General features: G+C 56.4%; 18 protein-coding genes. All 18 read right to left on the bottom strand.

Annotated elements, in window-relative coordinates; all coding sequences use genetic code 11:
- Positions 1-9: 9 nt before the first annotated feature.
- The gene (gene rplX, locus HXW73_RS00870; RefSeq protein WP_007111996.1) at positions 10-324 is read right to left on the bottom strand and encodes a 50S ribosomal protein L24; all 315 of its coding nucleotides are present in this window, start codon (positions 322-324) and stop codon (positions 10-12) included.
- Between the two features lie 14 nt (positions 325-338).
- The gene (gene rplN, locus HXW73_RS00865) at positions 339-710 is read right to left on the bottom strand and encodes a 50S ribosomal protein L14 (protein WP_066318559.1); all 372 of its coding nucleotides are present in this window, start codon (positions 708-710) and stop codon (positions 339-341) included.
- 50 nt (positions 711-760) lie between these two features.
- Entirely contained in the window at positions 761-1,021 is a 261-nt protein-coding gene (gene rpsQ / locus HXW73_RS00860; protein WP_186254475.1) for a 30S ribosomal protein S17, read from the bottom strand.
- Position 1,022: 1 nt separating this feature from the next.
- The gene (rpmC, locus tag HXW73_RS00855) at positions 1,023-1,214 is read right to left on the bottom strand and encodes a 50S ribosomal protein L29 (protein ID WP_066318563.1); all 192 of its coding nucleotides are present in this window, start codon (positions 1,212-1,214) and stop codon (positions 1,023-1,025) included.
- Positions 1,214-1,627: a 50S ribosomal protein L16 gene (rplP, locus tag HXW73_RS00850; RefSeq protein ID WP_066318565.1), complete on the bottom strand. Its 414-nt coding sequence runs from the start codon at positions 1,625-1,627 to the stop codon at positions 1,214-1,216. The genes rpmC and rplP overlap by 1 nt, the downstream gene beginning before the upstream one ends.
- A gap of 15 nt (positions 1,628-1,642) precedes the next feature.
- Positions 1,643-2,347 (bottom strand): 30S ribosomal protein S3, encoded by a 705-nt coding sequence (gene rpsC / locus HXW73_RS00845; RefSeq protein ID WP_066318566.1) that lies wholly within the window; start codon positions 2,345-2,347, stop codon positions 1,643-1,645.
- Between the two features lie 10 nt (positions 2,348-2,357).
- Entirely contained in the window at positions 2,358-2,690 is a 333-nt protein-coding gene (gene rplV, locus HXW73_RS00840) for a 50S ribosomal protein L22 (protein ID WP_027337512.1), read from the bottom strand.
- 18 nt (positions 2,691-2,708) lie between these two features.
- Complete coding sequence (gene rpsS / locus HXW73_RS00835; protein WP_027337511.1) at positions 2,709-2,984, bottom strand: 30S ribosomal protein S19; 276 nt, start codon at positions 2,982-2,984, stop codon at positions 2,709-2,711.
- A 33-nt stretch (positions 2,985-3,017) separates the two neighbouring features.
- Positions 3,018-3,848 (bottom strand): 50S ribosomal protein L2, encoded by an 831-nt coding sequence (gene rplB / locus HXW73_RS00830; RefSeq protein ID WP_186254474.1) that lies wholly within the window; start codon positions 3,846-3,848, stop codon positions 3,018-3,020.
- Positions 3,849-3,865: 17 nt separating this feature from the next.
- Entirely contained in the window at positions 3,866-4,162 is a 297-nt protein-coding gene (gene rplW, locus HXW73_RS00825; RefSeq protein WP_186254473.1) for a 50S ribosomal protein L23, read from the bottom strand.
- A complete protein-coding gene (gene rplD, locus HXW73_RS00820) occupies positions 4,159-4,764 on the bottom strand; it encodes a 50S ribosomal protein L4 (protein ID WP_186254472.1) in 606 nt (201 codons plus the stop codon). The genes rplW and rplD overlap by 4 nt, the downstream gene beginning before the upstream one ends.
- Before the next feature lie 15 nt (positions 4,765-4,779).
- Positions 4,780-5,418 carry a 50S ribosomal protein L3 gene (gene rplC / locus HXW73_RS00815; protein WP_066318578.1) on the bottom strand — a complete coding sequence of 213 codons (639 nt, stop codon included), beginning with the start codon at positions 5,416-5,418 and terminating at the stop codon, positions 4,780-4,782.
- Positions 5,419-5,570: 152 nt separating this feature from the next.
- Positions 5,571-5,882: a 30S ribosomal protein S10 gene (gene rpsJ / locus HXW73_RS00810; protein WP_009098983.1), complete on the bottom strand. Its 312-nt coding sequence runs from the start codon at positions 5,880-5,882 to the stop codon at positions 5,571-5,573.
- Between the two features lie 159 nt (positions 5,883-6,041).
- Positions 6,042-7,235, bottom strand: coding sequence for an elongation factor Tu (gene tuf / locus HXW73_RS00805; RefSeq protein WP_186254471.1), 1,194 nt, complete (start codon positions 7,233-7,235; stop codon positions 6,042-6,044).
- Positions 7,236-7,264: 29 nt separating this feature from the next.
- Positions 7,265-9,388 (bottom strand): elongation factor G, encoded by a 2,124-nt coding sequence (gene fusA / locus HXW73_RS00800; RefSeq protein WP_186254470.1) that lies wholly within the window; start codon positions 9,386-9,388, stop codon positions 7,265-7,267.
- A gap of 196 nt (positions 9,389-9,584) precedes the next feature.
- The gene (gene rpsG, locus HXW73_RS00795; RefSeq protein WP_027337504.1) at positions 9,585-10,055 is read right to left on the bottom strand and encodes a 30S ribosomal protein S7; all 471 of its coding nucleotides are present in this window, start codon (positions 10,053-10,055) and stop codon (positions 9,585-9,587) included.
- A 148-nt stretch (positions 10,056-10,203) separates the two neighbouring features.
- The gene (gene rpsL / locus HXW73_RS00790) at positions 10,204-10,578 is read right to left on the bottom strand and encodes a 30S ribosomal protein S12 (protein ID WP_066318585.1); all 375 of its coding nucleotides are present in this window, start codon (positions 10,576-10,578) and stop codon (positions 10,204-10,206) included.
- A 163-nt stretch (positions 10,579-10,741) separates the two neighbouring features.
- Positions 10,742-14,956, bottom strand: coding sequence for a DNA-directed RNA polymerase subunit beta' (rpoC, locus tag HXW73_RS00785; protein WP_186254469.1), 4,215 nt, complete (start codon positions 14,954-14,956; stop codon positions 10,742-10,744).
- Between the last annotated feature and the right edge of the window lie 2 nt (positions 14,957-14,958).

Below are 14,958 nucleotides of genomic sequence, written 5' to 3'. Positions count from 1 at the left end.
CGACTCGCGTTAGGCGTCGATCTGCGTCTGCGTCGACTTGTAGATACGTACCTTGGTACCGTCTTCCTTCACTTGGAAGCCGACGCGATCCGCCTTACCGGTCTCCGAATTGAAGATGGCTACGTTGGACGCGTGAATCGGAGCCTCACGCTCGACGATACCGCCCTGATTTCCCGCCATGGGATTTGGCTTGGTGTGACGTTTAATCATGTTCACACCGGACACCAAGAAACGGTTTTCTAGTACCCGCTTAACGGTGCCACGCTTGCCCTTATCCTTCCCGGCGATGACGATGACTTCATCGTCACGTTTGATTTTTTGCATATCCGCCTCGCTCCTTACAGCACTTCAGGCGCTAAGGAAATGATCTTCATGAACTTCTCGTTACGAAGCTCACGAGTGACCGGCCCGAAAATACGAGTACCGACTGGCTGTTCGTTGGTGTTATTCAACAAAACCGCCGCATTTCCATCGAAACGGATCAGCGAACCGTCGTTACGACGGACGCCACTACGGGTCCGGACTACAACCGCTTTCATGACCTGGCCTTTCTTGACCTTGCCACGCGGAATGGCTTCCTTCACCGTTACCTTAATGATGTCACCAATGCGAGCGTAGCGACGGTGTGAACCGCCTAACACCTTGATGCACTGCACCCGGCGCGCTCCGCTGTTGTCGGCGACATCCAGCATTGTCTGAGTCTGAATCATCGGTTTTCTCCAAACCTAATCTGACTGCACTGGTTAAGCAGGTTCATGGGTTACCCCTTGGCCTGCTCGACCACCTCGATTAGCGCCCAGGCTTTCTTCTTGGAAAGCGGACGGCACTCCTGAATGGAAACCGTATCGCCTGCCTTAGCCTGGTTCGCCTCATCATGGGCGTGCAGCTTGGTGGAGCGCTTAACGTATTTTCCGTAGATCGGGTGACGCTCACGACGCTCGATCATTACGACGATGGACTTATCCATCTTGTCGCTCACCACCTTGCCGGTGAGCGTACGTGCTTTTTTCTCTTCGGCCATCTCAGTCACCTGCCTTCTCGTTGAGCACAGTCTTCACACGGGCAATATCCCGACGGACCTGCTTGAGCAGATGAGTCTGGCTCAGTTGGCCGGTGGCCTTCTGCATGCGCAGGTTGAACTGCTCGCGGAGGAGTTCGAGGAGCTGCTCATGGAGCTCTCCTGCGGACTTTTCACGAATTTCCTGGGCTTTCATCACATCACCGTCCGTTTCGCAAAGGTGGTGGATATGGGCATTTTCTGTGCGGCAAGCTCAAACGCTTCACGAGCGAGCTCTTCAGGCACACCTTCGATTTCATACAGGACCCGACCCGGCTGGATCTGGGCTACCCAGTATTCGACGGAGCCTTTACCTTTACCCATACGAACTTCGAGCGGCTTCTTGGAAATCGGCTTATCAGGGAACACGCGGATCCAAATCTTACCGCCACGTTTAACGTGACGTGTGATCGCACGACGGCCGGCTTCGATCTGGCGCGCAGTAACGCGACCACGACCGGTAGCTTTCAGACCGTACTCCCCGAAGCTGATCTTGCTTCCGCGATGCGCCAAGCCACGGTTGCGGCCTTTCTGCATCTTGCGGAATTTCATACGCTTGGGCTGTAACATCGACTCGCTCTCCCCTTACCTGGAACCTTTCTTCTTGGGCGCGTTGCCGGAAGGCTGCTGTTGCTTAGCCTTGGCACGAACTTCCTCGATACCGCCGAGGATTTCACCCTTGAAGATCCACACTTTGACGCCGATAACGCCATAGGTGGTGTGAGCTTCGTAAGTGGCGTAGTCGATGTCCGCACGCAATGTATGCAACGGAACTCGACCTTCGCGGTACCATTCGGTACGTGCGATTTCAGCACCACCCAGACGACCTGACAGCTGAATCTTGATGCCGCCAGCGCCAAGACGCATGGCGTTTTGCACCGCGCGCTTCATGGCACGACGGAACATCACACGACGCTCAAGCTGGCCCGCTACGTTAGCAGCGACGAGCTTGGCATCCAGCTCCGGCTTGCGAACTTCTTCGATGTTCACGTGAACAGGAACACCCATCAGCTCAGTGAGATCGCGACGTAGACGGTCGACATCTTCACCTTTTTTACCGATCACGATACCCGGACGGGCAGTGTGAATGGTGATGCGGGCGTTGTTCGCCGGACGCTCGATGTGAATACGGCTAACAGAGGCGTTTTTGAGACGCTGCTCCAGGAAGCTTCGCACTTCGAGATCGTTATTGAGCTTATCGGCATATGCGCCGCGCTCGGCATACCAGACAGAAGCATGGTCTTTGACGATGCCCAGTCGAATGCCTGTTGGATTGACTTTCTGACCCATCGGTCGACTCCTACTTCTCGGCTACCTTGACGGTGATGTGGCAGGTGCGCTTCAAGATACGATCCGCCCGCCCCTTGGCGCGCGGCTTGATACGCTTGAGCGTCATGCCCTCATCGACGCAGATGGTCGAGACACGCAGCTCGTCAATATCCATGCCGTTATTTTCTTCCGCGTTTGCAATGGCGGACTGAAGCACTTTCTTGACCAGTTGGGCAGCCTTCTTCGGTGAGAAGGTCAGCAGGTCGAGTGCCTCGGCGACAGGTTTACCGCGCACCTGATCAGCCACCAAACGGGCCTTCTGGGCGGATAATCCGGCGCCACGCAGCTTAGCTGTGACTTCCATCTCTCAATCCTCTTTGGCTTACCGTTTGGCTTTCTTGTCCGCCACGTGCCCGCGATAAGTGCGAGTGGCAGCGAATTCGCCTAGCTTGTGACCAACCATTTCCTCGGAGACGTGCACCGGGACGTGTTGGCGACCATTATGGACTGCGATGGTCAGACCCACCATGTTTGGCAGGATCATCGAACGACGCGACCAAGTCTTGATCGGTTTGCGATCGTTCTTTTCCACTGCAGCCTCTACCTTCTTCAAAAGATGAAGGTCAATGAAAGGACCTTTCTTTAGTGAACGTGGCACAGCCGTTACCTCTTAATGTCTTGGCAATTTAGATCAGCTACGAGCCTTGCGGCGACGTACGATCAGCTTGTCGGTGCGCTTGTTCTTACGCGTCTTATAACCCTTGGTCGGCACACCCCATGGAGTGACCGGGTTACGACCACCACTGGTGCGGCCTTCACCACCACCGTGCGGGTGATCCACCGGGTTCATTGCGACACCGCGAACAGTCGGACGCACACCTCTCCAGCGCTTCGCACCGGCCTTGCCAAGTTGACGCAGGCTGTGCTCGGAGTTGCTCACTTCGCCCAGGGTCGCACGGCACTCAGCCAGCACCTTGCGCATTTCGCCAGAGCGAAGACGCAGGGTGGCGTAGTTGCCTTCACGCGCAACCAGCTGAGCGCTAGTACCGGCACTGCGAGCAATCTGCGCGCCTTTACCCGGCTTCAGTTCGATACCGTGAACGGTCGAACCCAGCGGAATGTTGCGCAGCGGCAAGGCATTGCCTTTCTTGATGGGCGCGTTAACACCAGATTCCAGCACGGCACCCGCACTGACACCTTTCGGTGCGATGATGTAACGACGCTCGCCATCGGCGTATTTCAGCAGCGCTATGTGCGCACTGCGGTTCGGGTCATGCTCCAGGCGCTCAACGGTGGCAGGAATGCCATCCTTGGTGCGCTTGAAGTCGATCAACCGATAGTGATGACGGTGACCACCGCCCACATGGCGGGTGGTGATGCGACCGTAGTTATTACGGCCACCGGACTTGGACTGTTTTTCCAAAAGCGGTGCATAAGCACGGCCTTTGTACAGTTCCTCGCCAACGATCTTGACGACGTGACGACGACCGGCGGATGTGGGTTTGGTCTTGACGATTGCCATTATCCGTACTCCTGCCCTTATTCGGCGCCAGAGAAGTCTTCGAGCGTTTCACCAGCAGCGAGGGTCACATACGCTTTACGGTAACCCTTACGCAAGCCAACGCCGTTTGCAGTACGCTTGGTTTTCCCCTTCACGTTCAGTACCTGAACGCTAGCGACCTTTTTGCCGAAAAGAACTTCAACGGCTTTTTTGATCTCGGGTTTGGCAGCATCAGTTGCCACCTTAAAAACGTACTGGTTGCGCTCGGCAGCCATCGCGGCCTTCTCGGTCACGTGCGGTCCAAGCAGAACCTTGAATACGCGTTCCTGGTTCATGCCAGCTTCTCCTCGAATTTACGCAGGGCGGAGACGGTGACCAGGACCTTATCAAAGGCAACCAGGCTCACCGGGTCAGCGGCCGCAACATCCACCACATCAACGTGAGGAAGGTTGCGTGCAGCTAGATAGAGCTTTTCGTCAACGTCTTCGGTGACGATCAACACTTTTTCAAGGTTGAGCTCTTTCAGCTTGGCAGCGACCTGCTTGGTTTTCGGCGCTTCAACGTTGAACTCTTCAACCACGACCAGGCGCTCTTGACGTACCAGCTCTGACAAGATGGAACGCATGGCGGCGCGGTACATCTTGCGGTTCACCTTCTGGGTATAGTCTTGCGGACGTGCCGCGAAGGTGACACCGCCGCTACGCCATATCGGCGAACGGATGGTACCGGCACGAGCACGGCCAGTCCCTTTCTGACGCCACGGCTTTTTACCACCACCGCGAACATCGGAACGGTTCTTTTGAGCGCGGGTGCCCTGACGGCCAGCAGCCAAGTAGGCAGTGACGACCTGGTGAACCAGCGCTTCGTTGAATTCTTTGCCAAAGGTGGCGTCGGCTACTTCAACGGTACCCGCGCCTGCAGCAAGATTCAGATTCATTGGTAATTATCCCCTTCAGCCTGCTTTGACGGCGCTGCGAACGATAACGTCACTACCGGTTGCACCCGGCACGGCGCCCTTGATCAGCAGCAGGTTACGCTCGGCGTCGACACGGACGATCTCTAGGCTCTGCACGGTGCAACGGGCGTTACCCATTTGACCGGCCATCTTTTTGCCTTTGAAAACGCGACCCGGGGTCTGACACATACCGATGGAGCCCGGCGCACGATGCGACAGAGAGTTACCATGGCTGTTGTCTTGGGTACGGAAATTCCAGCGCTTAACGGCACCCTGGAAACCTTTACCCTTAGAGGTACCGGTCACATCGATCATCTGACCAGCTTCGAAGAGGGATACGGTGAGTTCGCCGCCGACTTCAGGAGCTTCTTCGCCATCTTCCAGACGAAACTCCATCAGTGAACGACCAGCCTCAACACCCGCTTTAGCAAATTGGCCCGCCTGGGCTTTGCTGAGGTGTTTGGCCTTGCGAGAGCCGGTTGTTACCTGAACCGCTGCGTATCCGTCAGACTCGACAGACTTAACGCGTGTAACACGGTTAGGATCAACCTCAATAACGGTTACGGGCACTGATGCACCGTCTTCGGTAAAGACACGAGTCATCCCGGCCTTTTTACCGACTAAACCGATAGTCATTCTCAGTTCTCCTATAGTGTACGGGGCTATCACCCGCTATGGCTGCCCTTTCCAGAGCATTCCACTAGCACATTGTGTGGCGCCTCACGGCGCGGCGGCTGCTGCTCAATGTCAATTCGTAATGAGCGCTGGGCCGCAAGTGTCTAGTGTGATTAGTCGAGCTTGATTTGCACGTCTACGCCAGCGGCGAGATCGAGCTTCATCAGCGCATCAACGGTTTTCTCGGTCGGCTCAACGATGTCGAGCACACGCTTGTGCGTACGAATCTCATACTGGTCACGCGCGTCCTTGTTGACGTGCGGCGAGATCAGAATGGTGTAGCGCTCGCGGTTGGTTGGCAGCGGAATCGGACCACGAACCTGAGCACCAGTACGCTTAGCGGTTTCAACAATCTCCGCTGTGGACTGATCGATCAGGCGATGGTCGAAAGCTTTCAACCGAATGCGAATCTTTTGGTTCTGCATTTGCCCTAAACTCCAATGGATGTCGACGGCGCGAGCCGTCTACCCACGCATTCAAAGGATGCGCATTATAGGCACGCCAAAAGCCCATGTCAAACATTTGCTAGAGGTGCGCAGAAAAGGGGGCTCAATCGAGCCCCCTTTCACATTCAGCGAATCAACTTACTGAATGATTTTGGCCACAACACCAGCGCCAACGGTACGACCGCCTTCACGAATCGCGAAGCGCAGACCGTCATCCATGGCGATCGGAGCGATCAGGGTGACAACCATTTTTACGTTGTCGCCCGGCATGACCATCTCAACGCCTTCCGGCAGTTCACAGGTACCGGTGACATCGGTGGTACGGAAGTAGAACTGCGGACGATAGCCCTTGAAGAAAGGCGTGTGACGACCGCCTTCTTCTTTGGACAGCACGTAGACTTCTGCTTCGAAAACGGTGTGCGGTGTGATGGTGCCGGTTTTCGCCAGAACCTGACCACGCTCAACGTCATCACGCTTGGTACCACGCAGCAGGGCGCCAACGTTCTCGCCAGCACGACCTTCGTCGAGCAGCTTACGGAACATTTCAACACCGGTAACGACCGTCTTGGTCGTGTCGCGCATACCAACGATTTCGACTTCTTCGCCCGCCTTGATAACGCCACGCTCTACACGACCGGTAACAACGGTACCACGGCCAGAGATAGAGAATACGTCTTCGATCGGCATCAGGAACGGCTGATCGATGGCACGCTCGGGCTCCGGAATGTACTCATCCAGCGCCTTGATCAGGTTGGCAACGGCGGTTGTACCCATGCCGTTATCATCCTTGCCTTCAAGGGCCATCAACGCAGAACCAGTGATGATCGGCGTGTCGTCACCCGGGAAGTCGTACTGGTCGAGAAGTTCACGAACTTCCATTTCAACCAGCTCGAGCAGCTCTTCGTCATCGACCATGTCCGCTTTGTTCAGGAACACGACGATGAACGGAACGCCAACCTGACGCGACAGCAGGATGTGCTCGCGAGTCTGCGGCATCGGGCCGTCGGCGGCAGAACATACCAGGATTGCGCCGTCCATCTGCGCAGCACCGGTGATCATGTTCTTGACGTAGTCGGCGTGCCCCGGGCAGTCAACGTGCGCGTAGTGACGCGTCTCGGACTGGTATTCCACGTGAGACGTGGCGATTGTGATACCGCGTTCACGCTCTTCCGGCGCATTATCGATAGCGTCGAACTCACTCCAGTCGCCACCGAATACTTCAGCGGAAACGCGGGTCAAGGCCGCAGTCAGAGTCGTTTTACCGTGGTCGACGTGACCAATGGTGCCGACGTTGATATGCGGTTTGGAACGTTCAAATTTTTCCTTAGCCACTGCTATAACCTCTTTACGTTAGCTAACGGTTAACCGTTTTGGTTGATGACGGCTTCAACGACGCTGGAGGGCGCCTCCTCGTACCTCGCGAACTCCATAGAGTAGCTCGCACGGCCCTGGGTTTGCGAGCGAAGATCGGTTGCGTAACCGAACATCTCACCCAGCGGCACCGTTGCACGAATGATTTTACCAGAAGAAGAATCATCCATGCCCTGGACCAGGCCGCGACGACGGTTCAGGTCGCCCATGACGTCACCCATAAACTCTTCGGGGGTCACGACTTCGACCTTCATCACCGGCTCCAGCAGCACGGCCTTGGCTTTCCTGGCACCTTCTTTCACTGCCATAGAAGAAGCAATCTTGAACGCAGTCTCGTTGGAGTCCACGTCGTGATAGGAACCATCAAACAGCGTCACTTTAACGTCAATCATCGGGTAACCCGCAATGACGCCATTTTTCAGCTGTTCGTATGCCCCTTTCTCTACTGCCGGGATGTATTCCTTGGGAACCACACCACCGACGATTTCCGAGTTGAACTTGAAGAAGATTTCATCATCTCCTTCGCCTTTCTCCTCGTAGGTCAACGGTTCGATACGCATGATAACGTGACCGTATTGACCACGACCGCCAGACTGACGTACGAACTTGCCTTCCTGCTCGACGCTGCCGCGAATCGTTTCACGGTAGGCCACCTGCGGCTTACCAATATTGGCCTCTACCTTGAACTCGCGACGCATACGGTCGACAAGAATATCCAGGTGAAGCTCACCCATTCCCGAGATGATCGTCTGACCAGTCTCTTCATCGGTTTTCACCTGGAAGGACGGGTCTTCCTGGGCCAGTTTACCCAGAGCGACACCCATCTTCTCCTGGTCAGCCTTGGATTTAGGCTCAACCGCTACCGAGATAACCGGGTCGGGGAATTCCATACGCTCAAGCACGATCTTGTGATTGATATCACACAAGGTATCCCCTGTTGTGACGTCTTTCAGACCGATACAAGCCGCGATATCACCGGCGCGTACTTCCTTGATCTCTTCACGCGAGTTCGAGTGCATCTGAACGATACGACCCACGCGCTCTTTCTTACTCTTGACCGAGTTGTAGACGCCATCACCAGAATTCAACACGCCCGAATAGACACGGATAAAGGTCAACGTGCCGACGAACGGATCGGTGGCGATCTTGAACGCCAACGCGGCAAACGGCTGATTATCATCCGCTTCACGGGTATCGATGGTGCCGTCTTTATCGTCAAGCTCACCTTCGATCGCCTTAACTTCAGTCGGCGACGGCATGTACTCGATGACACAGTCCAGTACCGCTTGAACGCCCTTGTTCTTGAAGGCAGACCCGCAAGTGATGAGGACGATCTCGTTGGCCAAGGTGCGCGCGCGCAGACCCGCCTTGATCTCTTCAGTGGTCAACTCACCACCTTCGAGATATTTTTCCATCAACTCGTCAGAACCCTCCGCCGCGGCTTCGATCATCTGCTCGCGGTAGGTTTCAGCGGTCTCCAGGAGCTCTTCGGGAATATCAACCAGGTCATAGTTCATGCCCAGGTTCTCTTCGTCCCAAAGGATACCCTTCATCTGGATCAGGTCGATGACGCCCTTGAAATTCTCTTCGGTGCCCCAGTTGATCTGAATGGGCACAGCATTGGCACCCAGACGCTCTTTCAACTGCTCAACGACCATGAAGTAGTCAGCACCGGTCCGGTCCATCTTGTTGACGAAGACCATACGCGGCACTTCGTACTTGTTGGCCTGGCGCCATACTGTTTCGGTCTGCGGCTGAACGCCGGAAGAACCACACAGCACGACAACCGCGCCATCAAGTACGCGCAAGGAACGTTCAACTTCGATAGTGAAGTCAACGTGCCCCGGGGTGTCGATGATATTGATACGGTGCTCAGGGAACTGCTTGCTCATGCCCTGCCAGAAACAGGTCGTTGCAGCTGAGGTGATAGTAATACCACGCTCCTGCTCCTGCTCCATCCAGTCCATGGTCGCCGCACCGTCGTGTACCTCACCCACTTTGTGGGAAAGGCCGGTGTAGAATAGTACACGCTCAGTCGTCGTGGTTTTACCCGCGTCGACGTGAGCGACGATACCGATATTACGGTAACGATTTAGTGGAGTCTTGCGTGCCACGGTGGAACTCCCGTTTGTTGGCGATGCTCGTGAATCTGGTGGTGCGTTTCATGCTTATGCCACCGCCGCCATCGATCATGATAGCGGCGGCGTGTTGCCAACTGGCGCCCAAAAACTTCGACCCAGCGCAGCACAGCAAAAAACACAAACCCAGATAACGCCGAATTTAAAAACGCTGATGCTAAAAGCGCCGATCTTAAAAACGGTAGTGCGAGAAGGCCTTGTTGGCTTCTGCCATACGATGCACGTCTTCGCGCTTCTTGACGGCAGAACCTTTGCCTTCAGCGGCATCCAGCATTTCGCCTGCAAGACGCTGAACCATCGTTTTCTCACCGCGACGACGCGCCGCGTCAACCAGCCAGCGCATTGCAAGCGCCTGGCGGCGTGACGGACGAACTTCAACCGGCACCTGATACGTCGCACCACCTACGCGGCGCGACTTCACTTCGACCATCGGCTGGATAGCTTCCAGCGCCTTGTCGAAGATCTCCAGCGGCTCTTCTTTACTACGCTCGGCAACCTTGTCCAACGCACCATAGACGATGCGCTCAGCTATGGACTTTTTGCCGCTGAACATCAGGTGGTTCATGAACTTCGCCAGGCGCTCACTTCCGAACTTGGGATCCGGCAGGATTTCGCGCTTAGCTACAACTCTTCTTCTAGGCATGATAAGCCCTCAATTTAAGGATCCTTCAGGTAAACTCGGAACCCACACTGGATATTTCGCTGAGTGCCGCCCGACCTTACTCTTATCAGACCATCATATGCGTGATAAACATTTCGTACGGACGCCGCTTACGCGGCGCAGCACCGAATTAAGACTTCGGACGCTTGGTACCGTACTTCGAACGACCCTGCTTACGATTCTGTACGCCAGAGGTGTCAAGGGCGCCGCGCACGGTGTGATAACGCACACCGGGCAAGTCCTTCACACGACCGCCGCGAATCAGCACAACAGAGTGCTCCTGGAGGTTGTGACCTTCACCACCGATGTAGGAAGCCACTTCGAAGCCGTTGGTAAGGCGCACACGGCAAACCTTACGCAAGGCCGAGTTGGGCTTCTTCGGGGTGGTGGTGTAAACGCGGGTACATACGCCGCGCTTTTGCGGACAAGCCTGAAGCGCGGGCACGTCACTCTTGGTGACGGGGCGCTTACGCGGCTTGCGCACTAGCTGATTAATCGTTGCCATGGTGTTTAGCTGACTCCAATGGTTGCCTGGCCTTCCAGTGGCTGCGGGCGTACCCACCCCACTGTTAAAGGCTGCGCATTCTAAAGGCTGACCCTAGTCGACGTCAAGCCCTGCCGGTCGCTAAACCGGCAGAACCGTGATGCCAAGAGGTCAGGTCGCAATGTTAGAGCTCGTCGTCGGAATCCAATGCGGTCAACTGAGCTCCCAGCTCCTGCTCTACCTCGGTTGCCGAGGGATTGTACAGGCGCTCTACGTCTTCGCGTTTGCGACGACGTTCCGCGTGGTGAGTCAGACCGGTACCTGCCGGAATCAGACGACCCACTACGACGTTTTCTTTCAGGCCGCGCAGATAATCGCGCTTGCCGGTTACCGCTGCTTCGGTCAATACGCGGGTCGTTTCCTGGAACGACGCCGCCGAAATGAACGATTCGGTGGCCAGACTGGCCTTGGTGATACCCAGCAACAAGCGCTGATACTTGGCGGGGAATTTGCCTTCCTTCTCGAGCACTGCGTTCTGCTCCAGCACCCGCACAAGCTCAGCCTGATCGCCGGTGATGAAGTCGGAATCGCCAGAGTCGGTGATCTCAACCTTGCGCAGCATCTGACGCACAATCACTTCGATGTGCTTGTCATCGATGCCGACGCCTTGCAGGCGGTAAACATCCTGAACTTCAGCGGCGATGTACTTGGCAAGCTCGGCAACGCCCAGCAGACGCAGGATATCGTGAGGGTTGCTCGGCCCGTCGGAAATCACCTCGCCCTTCTCGACCGCTTCACCTTCGAAGACGGCAATCTGGCGCCATTTGGGGATCAGCGCTTCGAACGGATCACCGGATTCCGGCGTGATCGTCAGGCGACGCTTGCCTTTGGTTTCTTTACCAAAGCTCACCACCCCGCTGATCTCGGCCAGAATGGACGACTCTTTCGGCTTACGCGCTTCGAACAGATCTGCCACGCGTGGCAGACCACCGGTGATGTCCTTGTTACCCGACGCCTCGACCGGAATACGGGCAACGACTTCACCCACGCCGATCGCCGCACCGTCATCAACGGAAATGATCGATTTACCCGGTAGCAGATACTGTACCGGGGTGTTCGCCCCGGATACCGATACGTATTCACCCGCGCTGTCTTGCAGCATGACCATCGGGCGCTTGTCGCGACCGGCCATGGGACGTGCCGCAGCCTCGATCACCTCGATGGACGACAGACCCGTCATCTCGTCGACGGTACGGTGCATGGTGACACCTTCGTCGAGATCGATGAACTGCGCCTTACCTTCCACTTCGGCAACGATCGGGTGAGTGTGCGGATCCCACTTGGCGACCGTTGCACCGGCGTCGACGACATCGCCGTCACGTACGGAAAGCTCTGCACCGTAAGGCAGCTTGTAGTACTCACGCTCGCGACCATGGTCGTCAGCAACGGCCAGGGCGCTGGAGCGGGATACCACGACCAGCTTGCCGTCGGCACGCTCAACGTGCTTGATGTTGTGCAGGCGTACCTTACCGCCGTGCTTGACCTGTACGCTATCCACCGCCGACGTCCGCGAAGCCGCACCACCGATGTGGAAGGTCCGCATGGTCAGCTGGGTACCAGGCTCACCGATGGACTGAGCAGCGATAACGCCGACAGATTCACCGATGTTGACCTGATGACCACGAGCAAGGTCACGACCGTAACAGGCAGAACACACACCATGGGGCGTATCGCAGGTAATCGTCGAACGGACAATGATTTCGTCGACACCCATGGTATCCAGCGACGCACACCATTTTTCATCGAGCAGCGTGCCGCGCGGGATCAGGACCTCTTCCGTACCCGGATCGACCACGTCCTGCGCCACCACACGACCCAGCACACGCTGAGACAGCGGCACGATGATATCGCCGCCTTCGATGATCGGGTGCAACGTGAGGCCGTTTTCGGTACCGCAATCGGAGTCGGTAATCACCAGGTCCTGAGCCACATCGACCAGACGACGGGTCAGGTAACCGGAGTTGGCCGTCTTCAGGGCCGTATCCGCGAGACCTTTCCGCGCGCCGTGGGTCGAGATGAAGTACTGCAGTACGTTCAGACCTTCACGGAAGTTGGCGACGATCGGCGTTTCGATGATCGAACCGTCCGGCTTGGCCATCAGGCCACGCATACCCGCAAGCTGGCGGATCTGGGCGGCGGAACCACGTGCCCCGGAGTCGGCCATGATGAAGACACTGTTGAAGGAGTCCTGCTCGACTTCGTTGCCGTCGCGGTCAACCACTGTCTCTTTCGAGATACCGGTCATCATCGCCTTGGCAACTTTATCGTTGGCCTTGGACCAGATATCGATAACCTTGTTGTACTTCTCGCCCGCTGTTACCAGGCCAGAAGAGAACTGGTCTTCGATTTCTTTAACTTCCGCCTCGGCGGCGTCGACGATTTCGGTCTTCGCTTCGGGAATAACAAAGTCGTTAACACCGATAGAGGCGCCGGACATCGTCGCCAGACGGAAGCCGGTGTACATCAACTGGTCCGCGAAGATGACGGTCGGCTTGAGGCCGGCACGACGGTACACTTCGTTGATCAGGTTGGAGATGGCCTTTTTCTTCATCGGCTGGTCGATCAGCTCGAACGGCACGGCTTCCGGAAGGATGCGGAACAGCAGAGCCCGGCCCACTGTCGTGTCGTAGACACGGCGGTGGTGAGAGCGGTCACCCGTCTCTTCGTCAACATCCACTTCGTCCAGGCGCACTTTTACCCGCGCGTGGAGCGATACCGTCTGGGTGCCAAAGGCGCGCTCGACCTCATCGAGGCCGGAAAATATCATGCCCTCGCCTTTATCGTTGATCCTTTCCCGGGTCATATAGTAAAGACCCAGAACAACGTCCTGCGACGGTACGATGATCGGTTCGCCGTTGGCGGGCGACAGCACGTTGTTGGTTGCCATCATCAACGCCCGGGCTTCGAGCTGGGCTTCCAGGGTCAGCGGTACGTGGACCGCCATCTGGTCACCGTCAAAGTCGGCGTTGTAGGCGGCACACACCAGCGGATGCAGCTGAATCGCCTTACCTTCGATCAGCAGCGGCTCAAACGCCTGAATACCTAGACGATGCAGCGTTGGCGCACGGTTGAGCATGACCGGGTGCTCGCGGATAACATCGGCGAGGATATCCCATACTTCCGGCAGTTCGCGCTCGACCATCTTCTTGGCGGCTTTGATCGTTGACGCGTAGTCCAACGACTGAAGCTTGGAGTAGATGAACGGCTTGAACAGCTCCAATGCCATTTTCTTGGGCAGACCGCACTGGTGCAGGCGCAGGGTCGGACCCACGGTAATCACCGACCGACCCGAGTAGTCGACGCGCTTACCCAGCAGGTTCTGACGGAAACGACCCTGCTTACCTTTGATCATGTCGGCAAGCGACTTCAGCGGACGCTTGTTAGTGCCGGTGATCGCCCGGCCACGACGGCCGTTATCCAGCAGCGCATCGACCGCTTCCTGAAGCATACGCTTCTCGTTGCGCACGATAATATCCGGCGCGTTGAGATCGAGCAGGCGCTTAAGGCGGTTGTTACGGTTGATCACGCGACGGTAAAGGTCGTTGAGATCTGAGGTTGCGAAGCGGCCACCATCCAGCGGTACCAGCGGACGCAAATCCGGCGGCAGCACGGGCAGCACTTCCATGACCATCCAGGCTGGGGCGTTACCTGAATTGTAGAAGGCTTCCAGCAGCTTCAAGCGTTTGGAGAGCTTCTTGATCTTGGTTTCAGAGTTGGTCTGCGGAATCTCTTCGCGCAGATGGTTGATCTCTTCTTCAAGATCGATGTCTTTCAGAAGCTCCTGAACGGCTTCGGCCCCCATCCGTGCATCGAAGTCGTCGCCAAATTCTTCCAGCGCTTCGAAATACTGCTCGTCGTTCAGCAGTTGACCGCGTTCCAGCGTCGTCATGCCCGGATCGATCACCACAAAGCTTTCGAAGTACAGCACGCGCTCGATATCACGCAGGGTCATATCGAGGAACATGCCGATACGCGACGGCAGTGATTTCAGGAACCAAATGTGCGCGACCGGCGAGGCGAGCTCAATGTGCCCCATGCGCTCACGGCGCACGGCGGCCTTGGTCACTTCTACGCCACACTTTTCACAGATGATGCCGCGGTGCTTCATGCGCTTATACTTGCCGCACAAACACTCGTAGTCTTTGACTGGGCCGAAGATCTTGGCGCAGAACAGACCATCCCGCTCCGGTTTAAAGGTGCGGTAGTTGATGGTCTCGGGCTTCTTCACCTCGCCAAACGACCAGGAGCGAATCATGTCCGGCGACGCCAGGGTAATCTTGATCGCGTCAAACTCTTCGGACTGAGATTGCGATTTGAGTACTTTCACCAAATCTTTCATGG

Source organism: Halomonas sp. SH5A2 (assembly GCF_014263395.1).
Classification (GTDB): Bacteria; Pseudomonadota; Gammaproteobacteria; order Pseudomonadales; family Halomonadaceae; genus Vreelandella.
This window is presented reverse-complemented; position numbering and strand designations above follow the sequence as displayed.